The 21,255-nt window shown below is 36.0% G+C and carries 18 protein-coding genes; 2 read left to right on the top strand and 16 right to left on the bottom strand.

The genetic code is table 11. The features are described from left to right. Window positions 1–30: 30 nt before the first annotated feature. The 6 genes from pepT to M2265_RS18970 all read right to left on the bottom strand — a co-directional run bounded on the left by pepT (window position 31) and on the right by M2265_RS18970 (window position 6,572). Window positions 31–1,290, bottom strand: a complete 1,260-nt coding sequence (gene pepT / locus M2265_RS18945) for a peptidase T (protein ID WP_132769285.1) — start codon at window positions 1,288–1,290, stop codon at window positions 31–33. A gap of 552 nt (window positions 1,291–1,842) precedes the next feature. After that, complete coding sequence (locus tag M2265_RS18950) at window positions 1,843–2,652, bottom strand: DUF4197 domain-containing protein (protein WP_021187920.1); 810 nt, start codon at window positions 2,650–2,652, stop codon at window positions 1,843–1,845. Between the two features lie 184 nt (window positions 2,653–2,836). Then, window positions 2,837–3,673: an endonuclease/exonuclease/phosphatase family protein gene (locus M2265_RS18955; protein ID WP_132769283.1), complete on the bottom strand. Its 837-nt coding sequence runs from the start codon at window positions 3,671–3,673 to the stop codon at window positions 2,837–2,839. 57 nt (window positions 3,674–3,730) lie between these two features. Continuing rightward, complete coding sequence (locus M2265_RS18960; RefSeq protein WP_031286917.1) at window positions 3,731–4,498, bottom strand: glycerophosphodiester phosphodiesterase; 768 nt, start codon at window positions 4,496–4,498, stop codon at window positions 3,731–3,733. Between the two features lie 252 nt (window positions 4,499–4,750). Continuing rightward, window positions 4,751–5,398: an HD domain-containing protein gene (locus M2265_RS18965; RefSeq protein WP_021187918.1), complete on the bottom strand. Its 648-nt coding sequence runs from the start codon at window positions 5,396–5,398 to the stop codon at window positions 4,751–4,753. Continuing rightward, on the bottom strand, window positions 5,391–6,572 hold the full coding sequence (locus M2265_RS18970; protein WP_021187917.1) for a THUMP domain-containing class I SAM-dependent RNA methyltransferase: 1,182 nt from the start codon (window positions 6,570–6,572) through the stop codon (window positions 5,391–5,393). The genes M2265_RS18965 and M2265_RS18970 overlap by 8 nt, the downstream gene beginning before the upstream one ends. 70 nt (window positions 6,573–6,642) lie before the next feature. On the opposite strand from M2265_RS18970, the gene M2265_RS18975 reads away from it, so the two are divergent. Further along, window positions 6,643–7,017: a DUF3127 domain-containing protein gene (locus M2265_RS18975; RefSeq protein WP_021187916.1), complete on the top strand. Its 375-nt coding sequence runs from the start codon at window positions 6,643–6,645 to the stop codon at window positions 7,015–7,017. A 63-nt stretch (window positions 7,018–7,080) separates the two neighbouring features. Here the strand turns inward: M2265_RS18975 and M2265_RS18980 are convergent, their stop codons facing one another. From M2265_RS18980 to M2265_RS19000, 5 genes are all read right to left on the bottom strand, one after another. Continuing rightward, window positions 7,081–8,073, bottom strand: coding sequence for an acyltransferase (locus tag M2265_RS18980; RefSeq protein WP_132769281.1), 993 nt, complete (start codon window positions 8,071–8,073; stop codon window positions 7,081–7,083). Window positions 8,074–8,081: 8 nt separating this feature from the next. After that, a complete protein-coding gene (locus M2265_RS18985; protein WP_132769279.1) occupies window positions 8,082–9,251 on the bottom strand; it encodes an MFS transporter in 1,170 nt (389 codons plus the stop codon). A gap of 86 nt (window positions 9,252–9,337) precedes the next feature. Further along, window positions 9,338–9,868, bottom strand: coding sequence for a fumarate hydratase (locus M2265_RS18990; protein WP_132769277.1), 531 nt, complete (start codon window positions 9,866–9,868; stop codon window positions 9,338–9,340). A 4-nt stretch (window positions 9,869–9,872) separates the two neighbouring features. After that, window positions 9,873–11,270 carry a class II fumarate hydratase gene (fumC, locus tag M2265_RS18995; protein ID WP_021188024.1) on the bottom strand — a complete coding sequence of 466 codons (1,398 nt, stop codon included), beginning with the start codon at window positions 11,268–11,270 and terminating at the stop codon, window positions 9,873–9,875. A gap of 107 nt (window positions 11,271–11,377) precedes the next feature. Next, a complete protein-coding gene (locus tag M2265_RS19000; RefSeq protein ID WP_021188025.1) occupies window positions 11,378–11,947 on the bottom strand; it encodes a hypothetical protein in 570 nt (189 codons plus the stop codon). A 180-nt stretch (window positions 11,948–12,127) separates the two neighbouring features. Between M2265_RS19000 and M2265_RS19005 the strand changes: the two genes are divergently transcribed. Continuing rightward, window positions 12,128–13,699: a S41 family peptidase gene (locus tag M2265_RS19005; protein ID WP_243655395.1), complete on the top strand. Its 1,572-nt coding sequence runs from the start codon at window positions 12,128–12,130 to the stop codon at window positions 13,697–13,699. Here the strand turns inward: M2265_RS19005 and M2265_RS19010 are convergent. The 5 genes from M2265_RS19010 to uvrA all read right to left on the bottom strand — a co-directional run bounded on the left by M2265_RS19010 (window position 13,696) and on the right by uvrA (window position 21,247). After that, complete coding sequence (locus M2265_RS19010) at window positions 13,696–14,814, bottom strand: endonuclease/exonuclease/phosphatase family protein (RefSeq protein WP_132769273.1); 1,119 nt, start codon at window positions 14,812–14,814, stop codon at window positions 13,696–13,698. The two genes, M2265_RS19005 and M2265_RS19010, sit on opposite strands and share 4 nt — an antisense overlap. Continuing rightward, window positions 14,807–15,691: a rhomboid family intramembrane serine protease gene (locus tag M2265_RS19015; RefSeq protein ID WP_132769272.1), complete on the bottom strand. Its 885-nt coding sequence runs from the start codon at window positions 15,689–15,691 to the stop codon at window positions 14,807–14,809. The genes M2265_RS19010 and M2265_RS19015 overlap by 8 nt, the downstream gene beginning before the upstream one ends. Before the next feature lie 13 nt (window positions 15,692–15,704). Next, the gene (locus M2265_RS19020) at window positions 15,705–16,382 is read right to left on the bottom strand and encodes a rhomboid family intramembrane serine protease (protein ID WP_132769270.1); all 678 of its coding nucleotides are present in this window, start codon (window positions 16,380–16,382) and stop codon (window positions 15,705–15,707) included. Between the two features lie 12 nt (window positions 16,383–16,394). Beyond that, on the bottom strand, window positions 16,395–18,272 hold the full coding sequence (mutL, locus tag M2265_RS19025; RefSeq protein WP_132769269.1) for a DNA mismatch repair endonuclease MutL: 1,878 nt from the start codon (window positions 18,270–18,272) through the stop codon (window positions 16,395–16,397). Window positions 18,273–18,406: 134 nt separating this feature from the next. Beyond that, on the bottom strand, window positions 18,407–21,247 hold the full coding sequence (gene uvrA, locus M2265_RS19030; protein WP_132770052.1) for an excinuclease ABC subunit UvrA: 2,841 nt from the start codon (window positions 21,245–21,247) through the stop codon (window positions 18,407–18,409). Between the last annotated feature and the right edge of the window lie 8 nt (window positions 21,248–21,255).

The raw sequence follows: 21,255 nt of genomic DNA on the forward strand, positions 1-21,255 counted from the left end.
AAACGCGTTGAATATGTATGAAGTTAATGATTATTTTTCTTCCCAAAGAGAGGCTACATGCAAAATTGTTAAAACAGCTTTTTGCATATCTTGTTCAGATATCCATTCCTGTTTTCCATGGAAGGCGTGTCCACCAGCAAAAATATTAGGACAAGGTAATCCCATAAAAGATAAACGCGAACCATCAGTACCACCGCGAATACTTCTGCGTTCAGCCTTCATGCCAGCCCGTGTAATTGCTTCAATTCCAATTTCCATGATTTGAGGATATTGATCTAGAATTTCCTTCATGTTGCGGTACTGTTCCTTTACTTCGAACGTATAACTGCAGTTAGGGTATTGAGCGACTATAGATTTTGCAATAGCTTCCAGCTCAGATTCATGCTTTACTAAATTAGCTGTAAGGTGATCACGGATAATAAAATGGATTTCTGCTTTTTCCACTGTGCCCGAGATATTTGTCGGATGAACAAAACCATCTTTTTTATTTGTACTTTCTGGCGACAGGCGGTCCTGGGGTAAAGCCTCTATAATTGCACTAGCAATTTTGATAGCACTTTGCATTTTTCCTTTAGCAAATCCAGGATGAACGGAAACACCATGTATGGTTAATGTTGCACCATCTGCAGAAAAAGTTTCATCTTCTATCGTGCCCGCTTTTTCACCATCCATCGTGTATGCATAATCAGCAGCTAGGCGTTTAAGATCAGCTTTGTCAACCCCTCTTCCAATTTCTTCATCTGGCGTAAATAAGATTTTTATATCCCCATGCTTGATCTCAGGATGTTTCATTAATAAACGAGCTGCATCCATTATTTCTGCAATTCCCGCCTTATCATCGGCGCCCAATAGTGTTGTACCGCTCGCTGTAATAATATTATGACCGATTTGATTTGCCAGATCAGGATGTTCCGAATATTTGATGATAATACTGTTATCATCCGGTAATACCAGATCCTGACCTTGATAATCATGATGAACCAAAGGTTTAACATCTTTACCTGAGGAGTCAGGTGACGTGTCCATATGCGAACAGAAACAAATAGTAGGTACTTTTTTAGTACTATTGGAAGGGATAGTTGCATATACATAGCCATTTTCATCCATGGCTGCATCAGAAATTCCCAATGCCAGTAATTCCTCCACAAGAAGATTACCTAAATTTTTTTGCTTTTCTGTCGAAGGACAAGTAGGCGAACTTGCATCCGACTGTGTATCTATCTGTACATAACGTTGGAATCTTTCAGAAACTGAAAAATCACTGATGTTATTGATCTCGAACTTACTCATACTTTTTATATCATTAATGTGATTATGCCCTGCAAAATTACAAAAAATGTGAGCATTAGCGAATTTTGACTTTTATAGTTTATTATTTGTAAAACAATATTTTTTTTGTAAATTTAAAAAACTTAAAATTTGATTTCCAGTATGTTGCGTTTATTAAAAGCAATGTTTCTCCTTCTTTTTATCGCTCAGTTATTTTTACTTTTTAGTATGGATAATTCTATTAGACAATTGATCTATATTAGTCAATTTATATACCTTCTAATTCCGTTTTGGATTTTAATCAAGACAAAGAATCAACGAATCTTAAGAAAAGCATTTCAAATTTATCTAATTATTTGTGGATTATATTATATGTTTTTCGCTTTAATACTAATGGGGAAACATGTGCAGATCACACCTTATTTTGGAGTAAATTTATTTGTGAAGTCTATCTTATTATTGGTCGGACTTGCTACTATATACCAGTATAAAAATTGGTCCAGGCTATATTTTAGCCATATTAACAAAAGAAACGTAAAGGTGTAGACAGAATTAAAAATTCTGTCCAATACCTTATTTTTGATTATCAGCCCAGCCGAATACTTTTGATAGTAAATCCGTGTTTCGTGATCCACCAATATTTTCTCTGATCTTTAACTCTTGATCTGCTACTTTTACAAATAATCCATCGATAGCTTTTTGCGTAACGTAACCTGTTAAATTGGTTTCTACCTTTTTTGAAAATGGTAAATTGTTATAAGCAGTTGTTAATTGATTCCAGTAACCCGATACATTATTAGCCCCCATTGCCTTGTCTATAACAGGAGAAAATTTTGAAGTCAGTTCGGTCGAAGTATTTGTTTTAAAGAAAGTCGTTGCGGCATTTTGATTACCACTTAATAAAATATTGTAAGCATCTGTAATCGTCATTTTGGATAAAGAGTTGACAAAAACAGTCCCTGCTTCACTAACAGCTGTTTCCGCAGCTCTATTCATACTGCTGATAAACTGATCACACAAAGAACCCATACCTACTGCGCGAAGTGCTTTTTCTACTTTTTGAGCTTCAGCAGGCATTAAAATTTTGACTGCAGCATCTCCTAAAAATCCATCTTTTACAGAAAGAATATTAACACTGTTAGTCAATCCTTTAGCTAAAGCTTCTTTTATACCTGAAGTAGCTTCTTTCTTTGTAATATTTTTTACGACAGCCTGATTAGAGGGAACAACTTTACTCGTAGTAGTATCGCTATTTGTTTTATTTTGAGCAGATGTAGAATTTAAGATATCCTTTAACTTAGAAAGCCCTTTGGACTGAGCTTGAGATTGAGTTGCAAAGAATAATCCTGATGCAATAAGAGCGTATGATAAGATACTTTTCATGTCTTTTTTTTTGTAAAACTACAAATTAGAACGCAAAAGGAATCTAAAGTTTAACGAAGAGTACGAATATTTACCATATTTAGAAGGATGGGCGGATACCCAAATGATCGTCTAACTCTTGATAAATCAAGGGAAAAGGCAGTTTAATTGCGCCGGTTTTAGACCGGCACAATAGAATTCTGTTTTATAGCGATAAATCTACAATAACAGGAAAATGATCTGACGGAAATTTTCCCTGATACGTATCAGTCAATATTGCATAGTTACTTACTTTTGTTTTAGGAACAACAAAAATATGATCTATCCTTTCTTTTTGTTTAATACTTTTACCCCAGCCATTAAAAGAAGAGCTTGGTTCATAGATTCGAGGACTAATGGTATAACTATCGACCACAGTTTTGCTATTTGCTAAAGTAAAATATGCTTCATTATGTTCATCAACATTGAAATCACCTGTTAAGATTAAAGGAAGATTACCGGCTAATTCCTTTGCCTTAGTTAAGATCAATTTAGCACTTTCTTTTCTCGCTTCAACACCAACATGGTCAAAGTGCGTATTCATAAAAATAAATGATTTTCCACTTTTTTTATCCTTTAAAACTGCCCATGTGCAGATTCGTGGCAGTGCAGCATCCCAGCCTTTATTGGGTTGTTTTGTATCTGTCGCAGACAACCAGAAAGTTCCGCTTTTAATAGCGTCAAAACGGTTCTTGTTATAAAAAATTGAAGAATGTTCTCCTTTTTCTGCACCATCGTCTCGACCAACACCTATCGATTTAAAATCAGGAAGACGTTCTTGAAGATCTTTCACTTGGTCAATAAATGCTTCCTGTATACCGAAAATTTCGAAATTATGGAATTTAATCAAATTGGCTACAGCATCTCTGCGTTCATTCCACATATTACCAATATCATGATCATTTTTCTGTCTTATATTGTAGGTGGCCACTCGCATTTGCTGTGCAAGAGCACTTCCTAAACCCACAAGTAAAATAGAGAAAGCAAGAATAATTTTTTTCATTAACTTATTTTTTTATAAATGTGTTGTTCATATCTATGAACTGCTATACAAGGTTAATTATTTTTTGAGTAAAGTCTTTAAAAGCTCAGGTTCATTCGTTGTAATGTAATCAATCTTTTGACTGATCAGAGATTTCATATCATCTTCTTTATTAACTGTCCAAGCATTTGTCGTCAGCTTTAATGCTTTTGATTCTTGTAACCAGGTTGGGTTTTTCGTGAAAACACTAAGATGATAATCAATACCCGTTAAACCATCTTTTTTAATTTGATCAGGAGCAATATCGCCATTTAAATAGGCGACCTTAGCTTTAGGATCAAGTTCATGGATCTTTTTACAAGCATCATAACTGAAAGCAATATATTCAGTTACTTTTCCAGCTTTTAATTCTTTTACTAAAGCGACAGCTTTTTCAGTAGCCTCCAAGGTACGTTCCAGTCCTAGTTTATTAGTCTTCAATTCAAGAATTAATTTTAAACCTTTAAGCTTTAACCCTGCTTTGATATATTCCTCTAAAGTAGGAATTTTCTCACCATTTGGATGGCTTTTGGCCAATAACTCCTGGTAAGTAGCGGTCGCAATATCTATTCCGTAAAAATCATTATCATGATTGACAACAAGTACATTATCCTTTGTAAGATGTACATCATATTCCGAACCCCAAAGATTTAAATCCTTAGCGGCTTTTAACGAAGCAATTGAATTTTCCGGAACTTTCGTGTTTTTAAAAGCTCCACGGTGAGCAATGATTTTGGTTTGAGCATTTAATTCAGTGATTCCCATAACGGCCATAGTGGCAAGGATTACAAAAACTGTTTTTTTCATCGGATATAAATATAAAGTAGTATTCATGTTTTCTGGTATAGACGAATACTTTGTTTTACTTAGGAGTCTACGAGCTCTTTTTGTTTTAAATATAAAAAATAAGCGATCATAACCTGTTCGCATAGATTGCAATTTATTACGGGCTTAGTTTTACAGACTAAATTTAAACAAAAAAAATGGTACCTCGATAATTATCGAAAGTACCATTTTTGTGTAATTTCCGAGTTAAGGAAATATTAAGTTTTATTATTGTTATCGTTTACCTTCCCACTCAGCATAAAATTCATCTAAAAAAGAAAGCATAAATTCATGTCTTTTTTCAGCGATAGCTTGAGCGGCATTGGTATTCATTTTATCTTTAAGCAATAAAAGCTTTTCGTGAAAATGATTAATTGTCGGTGCTTCAGAATGTTTGTAGCTTTCCTTGTCCTGATATTCTTGAACAGGGACATTCGGATTATACATTTCTCTGTTTTTATGACCGCCATAGTTGAATGCTCGAGCAACACCAATTGCACCTATTGCATCCAAACGATCAGCATCCTGAACAATCTCAAGTTCCTTAGAATGAAAAACGATTTCGCCAAGACTTGCCTTAAAAGACATGTTTAAAATAATTTTTTCAACATGTTCAATTACGTCTTTATCAACGCCTATAGAGGTTAAAAATTCACCAGCAACACGAGGGCCTATCGTTTCATCTCCATCGTGAAATTTGCTATCAGCAATATCATGTAATAAAGCGGCTAGTTCGCAAGTTTGGTAATCCGCCTCTTCCGTTTGAAGAATTAATTTTGTGTTGTTCCATACACGTTGGATATGAGACCAATCATGACCAGATTCAGCAAATTTTAATCTGTCCTGTACAAATGCAACCGTACTTTCAATAATCTTATTCATAAATTACTTTTGGTTTTTCGCGAGTTCCCTCGTATAATTCGTATTCTAATAAACGACAATCTAATTTACCGTTATAAAATTCAACTTTTCTAGAAGCCCGTAAGCCTATCTTTTTGGCAAGATCCGGATTTCCAGTAAAAATGTAACCTTTATAACCCTTGCAGTTTTGTTTTAGAAAGTCACCTACACGTTTATATGTTAATTCCAATTGACTATGATTACCAAGGCGTTCACCATATTCCGGGTTAAATATAGCAATTCCTTTTTCTTCTTGTGGTACAGTTGTGTCAGCAAAATCACAAACTTGAAAATCAATAAGCTGATCTACACCAGCAGTCTTGGCATTCATGATCGCAATATCTACCGCCTGTTGCGAAAGATCTGAAGCAATTATCTTCGGATTTGCTTTCTTATTGACCTGTTCTTTAAGATTTCTTCTTTCTTGAAAAAAGACTTCTTCATCGTAACCAATGAAATGCATAAACGAATAGTTCATGCGGTAAAGGCCAGGACGACGGTTAGTCGCGATCAATGCTGCTTCAATAGCTAAAGTACCAGAACCGCACATTGGGTTGACAAAAGATGATAGACCATCCCATTTCGTTGCAAGAATAGTACCAGCAGCAAGCGCTTCTAACATTGGTGCCTTTCCAGGGTGTTTACGATAACCGTGTTTTGCTAGCGTCTCACCGGAAGAATCGATAAAAACTTCTGCGCGATCATCTTTCCAATACAGATGTATAACAGCTTTGTTTGCATCAGAACCCGAATTTGGGCGAATGTCCTTTTTTTCTTTGATACGATCAACTATGGCATCCTTAACTTTCAAATTCGCAAATAAAGGTGTCGTGATTGTTTCGTTATCGACATTTGAAGTCACAGAAAAATAGCCGTCAAAAGCAATAAGCTCTTCCCATGCGATGTCTTTCAGTTCATCGTATAGTTCCTGAGGGTTGGACGCTTTAAATTCTTTTATCGAATAAAGAATCTGAGAAGCAGTGCGCAAATTCAAATTTAACTTAATCGTTTCATTCAAGGTGTTAAATAATTCTACACCAGTAGAGAAAGAACGTTTGATCTCGAAGCCAAGTTCTTCGACTTCTTGTTGCAAATAAGGAGAAAGTCGCTTATTGCAAGTGATGATGATTTTATTGGGGGTGTTGAAAACTTCCATAATATTTGTACAAAGTTAGTTAATCTCTTACTCAAAAAATGCTTATTTTTACGGTTTAATATTTTTGATTATGGAAATTAGAGGAAAAGTACACGAAATAGGTGCTACGCAACAAGTAACAGAGTCATTTAAGAAGCGTGATATAATCGTGGCTTACGCTGAAAATCCGCAGTTTGTTGAATATATTCGCTTTGAAGCTACTCAAGACAGAACATCAATTTTTGATGGTTTGACTGTAGGTGAAGAAATTGAAGTTTCTTTCAATTTACGTGGTCGTCCTTGGACAAATAAAGAAGGTGTAACAACATACTTCAATTCATTAGTTGCTTGGAGAGTTACTAAATTAGCAAATACTGCTGCTTCAGCTCCTGCTCCAGGTTATGCTGAAATGCCAGCTCCAGTTGATTTATCAGGATCAAATGACGACGACGATTTACCTTTCTAGTCTTACGCGAATCTCAAATATAAAAAAGCTTCAATTAGCCCTGCGCTTATTGAAGCTTTTTTATTAACCAGAAATGTATTTGCCAAAAGGAATTTTGCGAATACCGTATATAAGCATAATACTGATGGCAAGTGTAACAAAAGTTACTAAAGGAATCTTTAAAAATGTGCCCACGGGTAATATCGGATGTACATAATTTAAAATCAGGATATGGCAGAGATATATTCCAAAACTATATTGATCGATCCATAATGCCCACTGGGGAAGTTTTAGATCACGCGATATTGTTTTGATGAATATAAATATACCGGTAGCAATCAGGACTGTATTCGGTGACAAATAACCGTATAAAAGTGGACGAAATTCATGTGCGCTTAAACTCATTTCATAAGTAAAATAAGCTGTTCCCAATGCAGCCATGATAAATAAAAACAAACACCACCATTTTATCCCACTAAAATCTTTTACCTTCAAATAATAACCTAAGATCAAGTACCCTGTATAACTCGAAAAAAATGTAAGATCGAATTTTGGTAGATAGGTTGAAAAGTTTTTGTTGAATATAAACAGCGTTATAAACCATAAAACTAAAAAAATCTCCAGTTCTCTCATAGATGAATGCTTTACGATCTTTTGAAGAAAAGGAATAGCAAGGTATAGACCCATGATCATATAGAGATACCAAAGATGTGCGTTCGCACCGTTTTTGAGTCTATAGACCAATGTAGAGATCAATTGGTCTATATTTAATTCCAGCACATTCGTGTTATAAAAAAAGTAAATAATAGTCCAAAAAAGAAAGGGATAAAAAATCTTAAGGAGTCTTTTTTTATAAAACTGTCCTGTATGTTCTTCTTTCGTCAGCAGGAGAGCCCCAGAAAGCATCACAAATATGGGGACAGAGAATCGAGTGAAACTATTTATCAGATTTGCATATTTCCAGTCAAACCCAGCTATATCAGTACTATTTAAGTAACCAGAAGATGCGTGTATCGCGATGACTGCAATGGTAGCAATAATTCGAAGGACACTGATATAGCTGAGTTTTTCGGTCATATTATCTGTTAATCTGCACTTGGGATTCTGTTCTTTTGTACAAATTGAACCAAGAATACACAAGCAAGTAAAGCGCCTATAGTGGCCATACCAACACCTACTAAAGAAGGAGTATTATACATTAAGCCATATGTAATGGGTATACCTCCTAAATAGGCTCCTAAAGTATTACCCAAGTTGAATGCTGCCTGACCACCCGCTGCAGCCAAAGTTTCAGCACCTTTAGCAGTCCGGATCAACATCATCTGTGTAGGTGGACCTATTGTAAAAGAAACCAAACCCGTAATAAAGGCCATAATGTATGCTGACCATTGAAATGGTGAAACAAAATAAACAAAGACTAAACATATCGCCATAGCACTAAAACTAGCAATAGCCGCTTTTGTCGGAGAGATGGTATCAGCCATTTTTCCACCCAATAAATTTCCAAAAAACATACCTATACCGATTAAAATCATAATAATAGGCACACGATTAGGGTCAAGTCCAGATACATTTGTAACCAATGGAGCAATATAGCTGATCCAGGCAAAAAGACCTCCAGTTCCGATTGCAATAATTGCCATCAGTAGCCATGCTTCTTGCTTTTTGAAAAAACTTACCTGTGCTATAATATTGTTTTGTTTAGAAGATTCAATTTTTGGTAACCAAAGATAAATCATTAAAAATGTCAGGAGGCCTAGTACACTGATGACACCATAGGTAATGCGCCAAGAGTAATGATGTCCGATATATGTTCCTAAAGGCACACCTGCTAAATTAGCAATCGTCATACCTGTAAACATAATCGATATTGCCTGCGCCTCTTTACCTTTAGGAGCTAATCTAGCTGCAACAACAGAACCTACACCAAAGAAAGCTCCATGTGGCAAACCGGACATAAATCTGGAAAGTTGCATGGTAAAATGGGTAGGAGATATAGCAAATAATCCATTGAAAATGAAAAATAGAACCATTAAAAAAAGTAAAACGTTTTTAGGAGGGTATTTTCCAGATAATAGTACTAATGTAGGGGCACCAACAACAACACCGATAGCATAAAGTGCTATTAAATGGGCAGCTGTTGGAATATCGATATTTAAGTCTTTTGCGATGTCTGGTAAGATTCCCATCATAGAAAATTCTGTCATTCCTATAGCGAGACCTCCAAATGCCAATGCAATAATTCCTTTATTCATATTTTTTTGCTCAGATAGTGACGAGCGTGTCGTTAATGATAGAAAAAGCCATTTAAAAAATTAAATGGCTACACGTTTATTCTTTTTTATTGCCAGCGTTTCTGCGGGACACAAATTACATCCTTTGTTTTACGTAATATGATAGGACGCTGATCATATTTATTTTCTAATACTAGAGAATCTTTAGAGTGGAAAGCAACTTTAAACCTTGGTAAATATTGACCTTGGCGATAGCAGCCAGATACTTTTTGTTTGCCATTTTCTTTGACGTATATACCATCGACAATGACACTGTCACCACGTACAACATAAATACCTTTAGCATATTCGATCCAAGACCCATTATTATAACAGCTATCTGATATCTGCTTTGTTTTAGCATGGACATACATGCGTGCATAAATGGAGTCACAGGTAAAACGGAAATCTGTGAGCGTATATTGCAACATTTGATCTTGGTCGGCAATACTGTCTTGTTTCCATTCCCCTTGCAAATAACTAGCACCCTCAGATTGCATTTCCGAATTGAATTTGCAACTTCCAAATAGCAAAAGCATACCCATTGCTAAAAATAGGTATGCTTTGATATTTTTTAATTTATTTAAAAATGGAATCATAGCCTTATTTTAAGCTACCTACCATTTCTTCAGGTTTTACCCACTCGTCAAATTCTGCAGCAGTTACATATCCTAATGCAATAGCCGTTTCTTTTAATGTCGAGTTATTTTTATGTGCTGTCTGTGCAATTTCTGCCGATTTGTAGTAGCCTATTTTAGTATTCAAAGCCGTTACCAACATCAAAGAGTTATCAACTAATTCTTTAATACGAGCATAATTTGGTTCAATACCACTTGCACAGTGCTCTTCAAATGATACACAAGCATCTCCGATTAATCGAGCTGATTGTAAAAAGTTAGACGCCATTAAAGGTTTGAATACATTCAATTCATAGTGACCTTGAGTACCACCGATAGTAATAGCTACATCATTACCCATTACCTGAGCAGCAACCATTGTTAAAGCCTCACATTGAGTAGGGTTAACTTTTCCAGGCATGATCGAAGAACCAGGTTCATTTTCAGGAATAATAATTTCACCAATACCAGAGCGAGGACCAGAAGCCAACATGCGGATATCGTTAGCAATTTTATTTAACGAAACTGCTAATTGTTTTAATGATCCGTGTGATTCAACAATGGCATCATGCGCAGCTAAAGCTTCGAATTTATTCTCAGCAGTAATGAAAGGATGACCAGTAAATTCAGCGATATATTTTGCTACCAGAACATCATATCCAGCAGGTGTATTTAATCCCGTACCAACTGCAGTACCACCTAATGCTACTTCTGCCAAATGCGCTAAAGTATTTTTAACAGCTTTGATACCATAATTCAACTGTGCTACATAGCCTGATAATTCTTGACCCAATGTTAAAGGAGTTGCATCCATTAAGTGAGTACGGCCAATTTTAACAACATTCATGAATTCAGCAGATTTTTTTGCTAATGTATCACGTAGTTTTTCAACACCAGGAATTGTTACTTCAACAACTGCTTTATAGGCCGCTATGTGCATTCCAGTAGGGTAGGTGTCATTAGAAGATTGTGATTTGTTCACATCATCATTCGCTTTTAACACAGGCTCACCTTCTCCAATTTTGAAACCAGCTAATACCTGAGCACGGTTTGCAATTACTTCATTTAAATTCATGTTAGATTGAGTTCCCGAACCTGTTTGCCAGATTACCAATGGAAATTGATCGTCCAATTTACCAGCTAAGATCTCATCACAAACTGCAGCAATAGCATCACGTTTCTCAATAGGTAATACACCTAATTCAGCATTAGCATAAGCAGCAGCTTTTTTCAAGTAAGCAAAACCTTCGATAATTTCATGTGGCATAGATGCAGCAGGACCAATTTTGAAATTATTGCGTGAACGTTCTGTTTGAGCACCCCAGTATTTATCTGCAGGTACTTGAACTTCACCCATGGTATCTTTTTCTATTCTAAATGACATAGCGTTTGATTTTTTTAATATAACAAAGTTAAGTAAAAATATAGAGAACAGGCATTCAAACACTTCATCTTAGTAAAATTTGAATGTCATAGTATCTTCAAATGTTGTTAACCATTCAATCGTTTGGTTAATTGTTCATTGATATGATGGAAAACTTGAATTGGTTTTAAGGTACGCCAAGAAAGATCATTGAGGTTTCCTCCAAAATTGATATAATAATCAATATTATTTTGCATAAATTCTGTGATGACATGTGTCCTAAAATTAACAGCAGCTATCCAACCATCATCAATATCCTGAAACCATTCTTCATAATACGTATCATCTGAAGCATGAAAATTAAGAATATTTTCACCAATTAATATAAAATGATTAATACCCGAAGCGATCATCAGATCAATCACTTCACGCTTCAGGATCATAATGTCATTATCAATGGCATCATTCCATTCGCCGATCAGTTCGATGATGCAAAATTGCTTGTCATAGTCTACAAATAGGGCTTTCAAATATAAAGTATGTGAACCAAAGTCGTCCCACTGGGGGTGTAAAAGGAAATTATAAATCTGTTTGTCGTATTCAAATTCATTATATATCGTTCCGTAAAAAGGAGACTGTTCATCTTCCGATGCGATATAATCATGTCTCCAATTGTAAAAAGGTTCAATTTCGTGCATTTTGGCAGATTATTTGATTGTTACAAACACAAAGTTGAGAAAACTTTCACATATTAACCACTTTTAACGACTTTTGTTTTAATCCAAAAATCAACGCATATATTGTGGTTTTAATGGATAAAACTTAGTATTTTTGAAGCATCTTTTCATATGCAAGGAAGTATAAAACGGAATATTTTTGTGGCAGCAACATACGCAGGAGTTTTACTCGTGGGGCTATTGCTTGGGCAAAAATATGCCGATGAACAAGGTAATAAACAGTCAACTTCTATTCTAGCAGGAGGACTGACCGGTAATTCTGAAAAAGTTCAATATCTAGTTAATTTAATATCGGACAATTACGTTGATAAAGTAAGTTTGGATACGATTCAGGATGAAGCCATTCAGCATATCATTACCCGATTAGATCCTTTTTCAACCTATTTAAAACCCAATGAACGTTTAGCACAAGCAGAGGCTCTGGAAGGAACTTTTGATGGTATTGGTGTTGAGTATTTTAATCTTAACGATACCTTGCTTGTTGTCGGAATGATCTCAGCAGGTCCTGCAGAAAAGTCTGGAATGAAGATTGGAGATCGATTGGTCAAAATTGCGAATCGAAATATAGCTGGCGTACGTGTGACAGAAAATGAAGTAGACAAGTTGATTCGAGGTAAAAAAGGATCTACAGTAGACATCATTGTGAAACGAAATAACGAAATCTTGACAACTCCGCTCAAAGTTGTTCGCGATCAAGTATCTGTGAGTACATTGGATGCATCCTACATGATAGCTCCTAAAGTAGCTTACGTAAAAATAAGACGTTTTGGGCATCAGACTTCTGAAGATTTTAAAATCAAATTGCGCGATCTTCGAAAAAGTGGAGCGCAAGATTTAATTTTAGATTTGAGAGGTAATGGCGGCGGTTATGTACATACAGCTATTGAAATAGCCAGTATGTTTTTTAAAGATAAGCGTTTACTGATGTATACCGAAGGAGCCAATGAATTGAGAAGGGATTATTTCTCAAAAGAAACCGGTGATTTTAGTGAAGGTCGCATCGTAATACTTATTAATGAAGATTCAGCTTCCGCAAGCGAGATCGTGACAGGTGCGCTACAGGATTTAGACAGAGGTACAGTAGTCGGTCGTCGTTCCTATGGCAAAGGATTAGTTCAAGAACAATTTGATTTTGCCGATGGCTCTGCCGTTAACCTGACAGTAGCACGTTATTACACGCCTTTGGGCAGATGTATTCAGCGCAAATATACGCGCGCAAATTACGATCAGTCTAAGTATATGACCACATTTGACCTATGGACGTTGGATACCGAATTTAATCCTCATGATTTATATACCACCAGTAAGGGGAAAATGCTATTTGGGGGAGGTGGAATTCAGCCCGACGTTCTCATTCCAATAGATTCCAATGAAATCAGTGCTAAATATAGAGAAATATATCATTCCAATAGTATACAAGAATTTGTTTATGATAGGTTTACAAAAAAATTGCCAGCTTATTCCATAGAAAATTTCTTGAGTGGTTACAATTTGCCTGACTCCGAGTTTAATGATTTCATTTCCTTTTTATTAAAAAAAGGAATAGCTGTGAACAAACTTGAAGCAGATCGTCTGCATCAAATTATTCAGTCAGATATTGAGGCACTAGTAGGACGTTATTATTTTGGTAGAGAAGCTTACTTTAAGATAAAAAATAGAAAAGATCATTTTGTTGCAGGAGCATTTCGTGCATTGGGAATTCAGATGCACTAAAGGTGTTTCAATTTCAAATCGCTCCAGATAGGGTAGTGGTCTGATAATTTTCTTTTAACCACATGATAATTTAAGATATCAAAATTGGAACTGGCAAAAATATAATCAATTTGAAAGATCGGCAATAATTCATAATGCGTCACTCCCCAACCCGATCCTTTTTCTTTAAATGCATTGTGGAGACCCTTACTCACCCGATTTACTGAATAGCTCATAGGAGTATCATTAAAGTCACCCATTACGATAAAAGGGAAAGGACAAGCGTCCATATGTTTTTTTAAAGAACTAGCCTGCTCACTTCTAAATTCAAAAGCATTTTTAAGCTTTCGTCCAATGCGACGTGTAGCAGCATTATCAGTCTCCTTTTTGGATGATGGATTTTGAAAAAATTCCTTTTCATCATTTTGAAGAGCAAAAGATCTGAGATGAACATTGTAGACGCGGATAGTACTATCATTTTTTTCAATATCTGCGTACGAAATGCGGTTGATACCATAGTCATTATCTAAGATATTACCAGAATTTATAATCGGATATTTGGAGAAAATGGTCATTCCATAAGCCTCATAATCATTTTTGGCACTTTCTGCAAAATAATGATAGTCATAGCCTAGTTTGCTCTTAAACTCATTAGAGATGACATATTTCCCTTTTATTTTACTGTAATATTCTTGGAAACAGACAATGTCAGGTTTAATACTGTCCAATATCTTTATCGCATCATTTTTGAAATTTTTCTTTGAGTCGTTGATATCTTTAAAAAGATGGGCATTGAAGCTAAGTACGCGGATCTGATCAGATGCTTTTTGAGTTATTGGAGAGCTCGAACGTAAATTCCAGTGTTTTGTTAGCAATGGCCAGCCAAGTAAGATCGTTGCTAAAGAAAATACAATCATTTTAGGTTTTCTTAACAACCAATAAGCAATAAAACCAATATTGACAAGTAATATCGGTAAATAACCTAAACCAAAAAATGCAATAGGCCAAAATGTCTTAGGATTGATGAAAGAAGCAGAATAGCTAATCAATAAAGCAACAATAGCAAGAATGTTAAAAATGAAAACGGTCCTGCTTAAATAGCCCAATTTTTTTTTTAACAATACACGCTTAACCATCGATCTTATTATTATTATTGCTTGCTTTGAAAAGAATTTCTTTTTCGTGTGAACTTAGACTATCATACCCTGTTAAGGATATCTTATCCAAAATTTGATCGATCTGATCCTGATTGGGTAAATCATAACGATGATGCTTTGATTGTTGTGCACCATTACCTACGACAACTTTCATTTTTGTGGACCTTTTCTGTTTTCTTTTAAATACTTTAGACCAGTCCATGCCCGATTGCAGTGCATAAATAAATCCCATTCCAAAGAGAATGGAACAAAAATAACTGATGGCCGCAGGTCTATTCGTAAGTATGAAGAACAAAAACTGGATTGCAAAATAAATGATAGCGATAGTCTTTAATTTAACATTCCCAAACAGCAATAGTCTAAGTTCATATTTTGGAACTAAGGTAGCTGTAGCTGCTAAAATTGACGCTAATCCAAATGCTCCAGTGCTCAATGGAGGATTAATCGTATTGGAGAAAAGAGCAAGGTGTGAGAAGACTAAAAAGATCAGTCCGGACATGATAGCGGAGACAATGTAAATGAAAAGAAACTGTTTCCTATTTAAAAAATTAAAGAAAATAGTACCTAACCAATACAGCCACAAACAATCAAAAGCAACATTGAAAAGGCCCGTATATAGAAAGTTATACGTAAGTAGAGACCACGGTTGCTGGATGAATGCCTGAAAATTTGTTGGTAAACTTAGTTTATCTACGCTCCATTGAAAAAGAGGGAAAGAAATAATCTTCAGCTCAAAAAGGAGATCAAAAAAATAAATCAGAATAAATAGGAAAACCTGTCCACCAATAATAAATGGGATGGGAGAGCCTGAACCGAAGGTTGTCCTGATAAAGTTTTTGAACGAGTTTTCCCTCATCTTATAAAGTTAATTAATATAATCCTTTTTTTATACCCCAGACCTTTAATAGTATATAACCAAATAAAGCTCCACCGACATGAGCTAAGTGTGCAACAGAATCGCCCGGTCTAGATATACTCATATAAATTTCGAGAAGAATAAATCCCCCTATCATGTATTTGGCTTTAACGGGTACTGGTATAAATAAGAATTGCAATGGTAAGTTCGGAAATAGATAAGCAAATGATAAAAGTATTCCGTAAACAGCACCTGAAGCACCTAACATTCTAGTCGTGTATATTTCTTTAACAAGGTTTGGATTGCTAGAAGCTAAATTAGAAAGATCTAAACTATGATGCAGAGGTAAAAATGAACCCGTAGCATTGTACAGTTCAATGCCCTGCACACCCGATTGTAATAACCAAGCACCCAAACCCGAAAGTAAATATAAATTTAGAAAACGTTTAGGTCCTAAAACCTGTTCAATAAGGGAGCCAAACATCACAAGTGAAAACATATTAAAAAAGATATGTGATAGATCCGCATGCATAAACATATGGGTGATGACCTGCCAAATTTTGAAAAATGGTGAATCTGGATAAAATACTGGAAGATAATTGTACGCCATTGGACTTAGATTAGAACCAATAAAAAATACAATATTGACTATTAATAAGTTCTTGACAACAGGTGTTAATTGTGGAAACATAATTTTTATTTTCTAATTTTTACTAAACTTTTCTAATAGTTCCTGTAAGGTAATGGTAATAACGATTGGTTTCCCAAAAATAGAGATATTTGGAGACTCACAAGCGAAAAGCTGATCAATAAGTTCTGATATCGCATTATTATCCAGAAAAGTACCTGGTTTTATTGCCGCATTGCGCGCTAAGCTTTTTGCTAAATTCTCACGTTTCTCAATTTTGAAATCATTAAGATTGTTCTTATAATCTTCTAAGATCTGTTCAATAATTTTACGTTCGTCAATTCCGGTACCTAAATCTGCAGGTATTCCGTCAATGATATAGCTGTTTTTTCCAAATGAACGAATTTGAAACCCTAAACTTTGAATATCTTCCAATAAATCTTGCATCAATTCATTATCCGAAGGATTTAAATCAATACTTTGAGGAAACAGACTCTGTTGGCTCAAACCTTTATGTTGATCAAGCTGTGATTTGAACTGTTCAAATAAGATGCGTTCATGAGCAGCTTGTTGATCGATCAGCATCACACCAGAATGAATTTGTGAAACAATGAATCGATTATGGATCTGAAAAAATTGTTTCGTTGTCGCTTGACTTTTTATACCTTGTATCTGATGAATTGGACGGTCTTGTTGTTCGTGCTCTAAAGGCAGTTGCATCGATTCATCCTGTTCAGTAATTTGATATAAAGTATCCCAATTTTGAGGAATGGCCGTTTTCTTTTCAAAACCTGCGAGATAATTATCTGATCGCGAAAATGTCGTCTTTGTAATCTGATCAGGTTCAAACGGATTAAAATCAGGATTAAAATTCACCGTAGGTACAATGATCTCGTCCAAAGGTTTTGGCGTGATCATGTTTGAGAAACCTGTTTCTTGCTCAAAATCCAAAGAAGGCGCGATATTATATCGTCCCAAAGACCTTTTAACAGCAGATCGGATGATTGCGTAAATTGCCTTTTCATCTTCGTATTTAATTTCCGTTTTCGTTGGGTGTACATTGATATCAATCTTTGAAGGATCGATGTCAATGAAAAGCACATATAAAGGAAATGTTTCTGCTGGCAGAATTTCTTCAAAAGCATTCATCACAGCATGATTCAAGTAATGGTCTCTGATAAATCGCTTATTAACAAAGAAGAATTGTTCCCCTCTTGTTTTTTTAGCAAACTGAGGCTTTCCTACAAAACCATTTACTTTTATGATCGTGGTATCCTCTTCTACAGGTACTAATCGCTGATTATACGTGTTGCCAAATAGATGAACAATACGTTGTTTCAATGTTTCCGCAGGTAAATGAAACATTTCATTACCATCACTATGTAACGTCAAAAAGATTTCAGGATTAGCTAATGCTATCCGTTGGAACTCTTCAATAATATGACGCATCTCGACCGAATTGCTTTTTAAAAAGTTTCGGCGTGCAGGTATATTGTAAAATAGATTTTTAATGGAAATATTGGTGCCAGCAGCGACAGCTTCTGGTGCTTGATTGATGATTTTAGAGCCCTCTATCTCTACGACAGTACCCAATTCATCCTCAAAACGACGTGTTTTTAAGGTCACATGTGCAATGGCAGCGATGGAAGCCATTGCTTCACCTCGAAATCCCATTGTACGAATGGCAAACAAATCTTCTGCTTTACGAATTTTGGAAGTAGCATGTCGTTCAAAACAAAGACGTGCATCCGTCACGCTCATTCCACAACCATTATCAATCACTTGAATTAATGATTTTCCAGCATCTTTGATGATCAATTGTATCTTGTCAGCCCCAGCATCAATAGCATTTTCAATCAATTCTTTGATCGCCGCGGCAGGTCTTTGTACGACTTCACCCGCTGCAATTTGATTGGCAACATTATCTGGTAATAATTGAATAATATCCGACATATGACGCGAAGTTACGAAATTAATGAGGAATGCTTTTAATTCCGTTAGAAAGTTGTCGTATAAATTACATTACTTATTAACTTTCATGAATTAGATTTGATACGTAATACTTACGTATCAAATCTAACTGTTCGTTATTGCATTTCCAGTTTAAGGAATCGAGCCGTTTCGCTCTTTTTATTTTTGATTAACTCTTCAGGTACACCTGCAAATAAGACATTACCGCCTTCTTTACCACCTTCAGGACCAATGTCAATCACCCAATCAGCACATTTAATAACATCGAGGTTATGTTCGATGATTAAGATCGTGTTACCACGGTCAACTAATCGGTTGATTACGCCCATCAATACATTTACATCCTCAAAATGTAAACCCGTTGTCGGCTCATCTAAGATATAAAATGTATTTCCGGTGTCTTTCTTGGAAAGCTCTGTCGCCAATTTAATCCGTTGTGCTTCCCCGCCCGATAATGTTGTTGAAGACTGTCCCAATGTAATATAACCCAAGCCAACATCCTGTAATGTTTTAATCTTACGATAGATGGAAGGAATATTTTCAAAGAAAACGACTGCCTCATCAACACTCATATCCAGGATATCTGAGATGGATTTACTTCTGAAGCGAACCTCCAAAGTTTCTCTGTTATAACGTTTTCCATGACATGTTTCACAAGGAACCTGGACATCAGGAAGGAAATTCATTTCCACAACCTTCATTCCACCACCTTGACAAGTTTCACAACGTCCGCCTTTCACATTAAATGAAAAACGTCCCGGTTTATAACCCCTTATTTTCGCTTCAGGAAGTTGGACAAATAAAGTTCTGATATCTGAAAATACACCCGTATAAGTAGAAGGGTTTGATCTTGGAGTACGACCGATCGGACTTTGGTCTATTTCAATGACCTTATCGACATGCTCCAGACCTTCGATACTTTTGTAAGGAAGTGGAATACCTTTTGCACGGAAAAAATGTTTATTTAGAATCGGATATAACGTACCGGTAATCAAACTTGATTTACCAGAACCCGAAACGCCCGAGACAAGAATTAATTTTCCAAGTGGAAAATCGACAGAAACATTTTTTAAGTTATTTCCTGTTGCACCTTTTAAAGATAATGTTTTTCCGTTTCCAGCTCTTCGTTCTGAAGGAATCGCAACCTCTTTTTTCCCATTTAAATAAGCTGCAGTTAGTGATTTTGATTTCAGGATATCTTTCGGTTTCCCTTCGGCAACCACTTGACCTCCATTGACACCAGCAGCGGGTCCCATATCAATAACATAGTCTGCATTTAAGATCATGTCTTTATCATGCTCAACAACCAGCACCGAATTGCCGATATCACGTAAATTTTTTAAAGAATTGATCAGACGCTCATTATCTCTCTGGTGGAGACCGATGCTCGGCTCATCCAAGATGTATAGAACATTGACAAGTTGGGAACCTATTTGTGTCGCAAGTCGGATACGTTGCGCTTCACCACCAGATAGCGATTTAGAAGAACGATCTATAGTCAGGTAATTTAAGCCTACATCCAGTAGGAAACCTAAACGCGATTGTATTTCTTTTAATATTTCGGTAGCAATGATCTGTTGACGTTCATCTAAAGAAGCGTTTACATTTGAGAACCATTCATATAGCGATTTAATATCCATATGTGCCAGTTCATAAATGTTTTTACCGGCAAATTTAAAATGAAGTGATTCCTTTTTAAGCCTGGCACCTTCACAAGTTGGACATACAATCTTTGATCTGAAATCATCTAAAGAAGACATATCATCACTAGATTTACCAGACTGCTCCTCTAGCATTTTGAAAATACCAGAAAACTCAATGCGGTAATCACGTACATCGTAACTGCCGTAGGAAACAGCAACTGAAATAGGCTCCTCAGCACCAAATAGTAACGTGTCGATTTGCTCTTCTGTCAACTTCTCTAGCGGTGTTGTCAAAGAAAAATCAAGTTTTTTAGCCACAGCTTTCAACACTTGGAAGTTCCAGGTATCCTTTGCAGGTCCTAAGGGAGCTAAGCCTCCTTTTTGAATGCTTAATTTTCCATCAGGGATAACTGTGTTTTTGTCAATTTCAAAAATATATCCTAGGCCATCACATTTTGGACAGGCACCGTATGGGGAGTTAAATGAAAACGTATTAGGCTGCGGTTCATCGTAAGAAATACCTGATTCGGCATCCATGAGATAGCGGCTGAAAAATTGCTCGACATTTTCTTGATTGGCTACCTTAATAATTCCTTTTGCTGTCTTCATCGCTTGCATAACAGATGTTTGCAACCTTTTTTTATCGTCGGCAGTAACCTTTAAGCGGTCGATCACAATTTCAATATCGTGTATTTTATAGCGGTCTACCTGCATTTTAGGCGTTAAATCTACGATTTCTCCATCTACACGGACTTTAACATAACCCTGTTTACGGATTTGCTCAAACAACTCACGGTAATGACCTTTACGCCCTTTGATCACGGGAGCTAAAATATTCAAAGCCTGTCCATCAAAATCGGTTAAAATACGATCAACAATCTGGTCGTCAGACATGCGTTGCATGCGATTGCCTGTAACATAAGAAAATGCTTCACTTGCGCGAGCAAATAGCAAACGCATAAAATCATACACCTCAGTGATGGTGCCGACAGTAGAACGCGGATTTTTGCTTGTTGTTTTTTGTTCAATAGAAATCACAGGACTCAAACCAGAAATTTTATCTACATCCGGTCGTTCCATACCACCTAAAAACTGACGGCTATAAGCGCTAAATGTTTCCATGTAACGTCTTTGGCCTTCCGCGTATATGGTGTCAAAAGCTAATGACGATTTACCACTGCCACTTAATCCTGTAATAACAACCAATTCGTTTCGAGGAAATGAAATGTCAATATTTTTGAGGTTATGTACACGTGCTCCAAATACTTGAACTTCACTTTGTTCACCTAAATCAGGTGTGATTTTCTTTGTCATGTAACCGC

Source organism: Sphingobacterium kitahiroshimense, assembly GCF_025961315.1.
GTDB lineage: Bacteria > Bacteroidota > Bacteroidia > Sphingobacteriales > Sphingobacteriaceae > Sphingobacterium > Sphingobacterium anhuiense.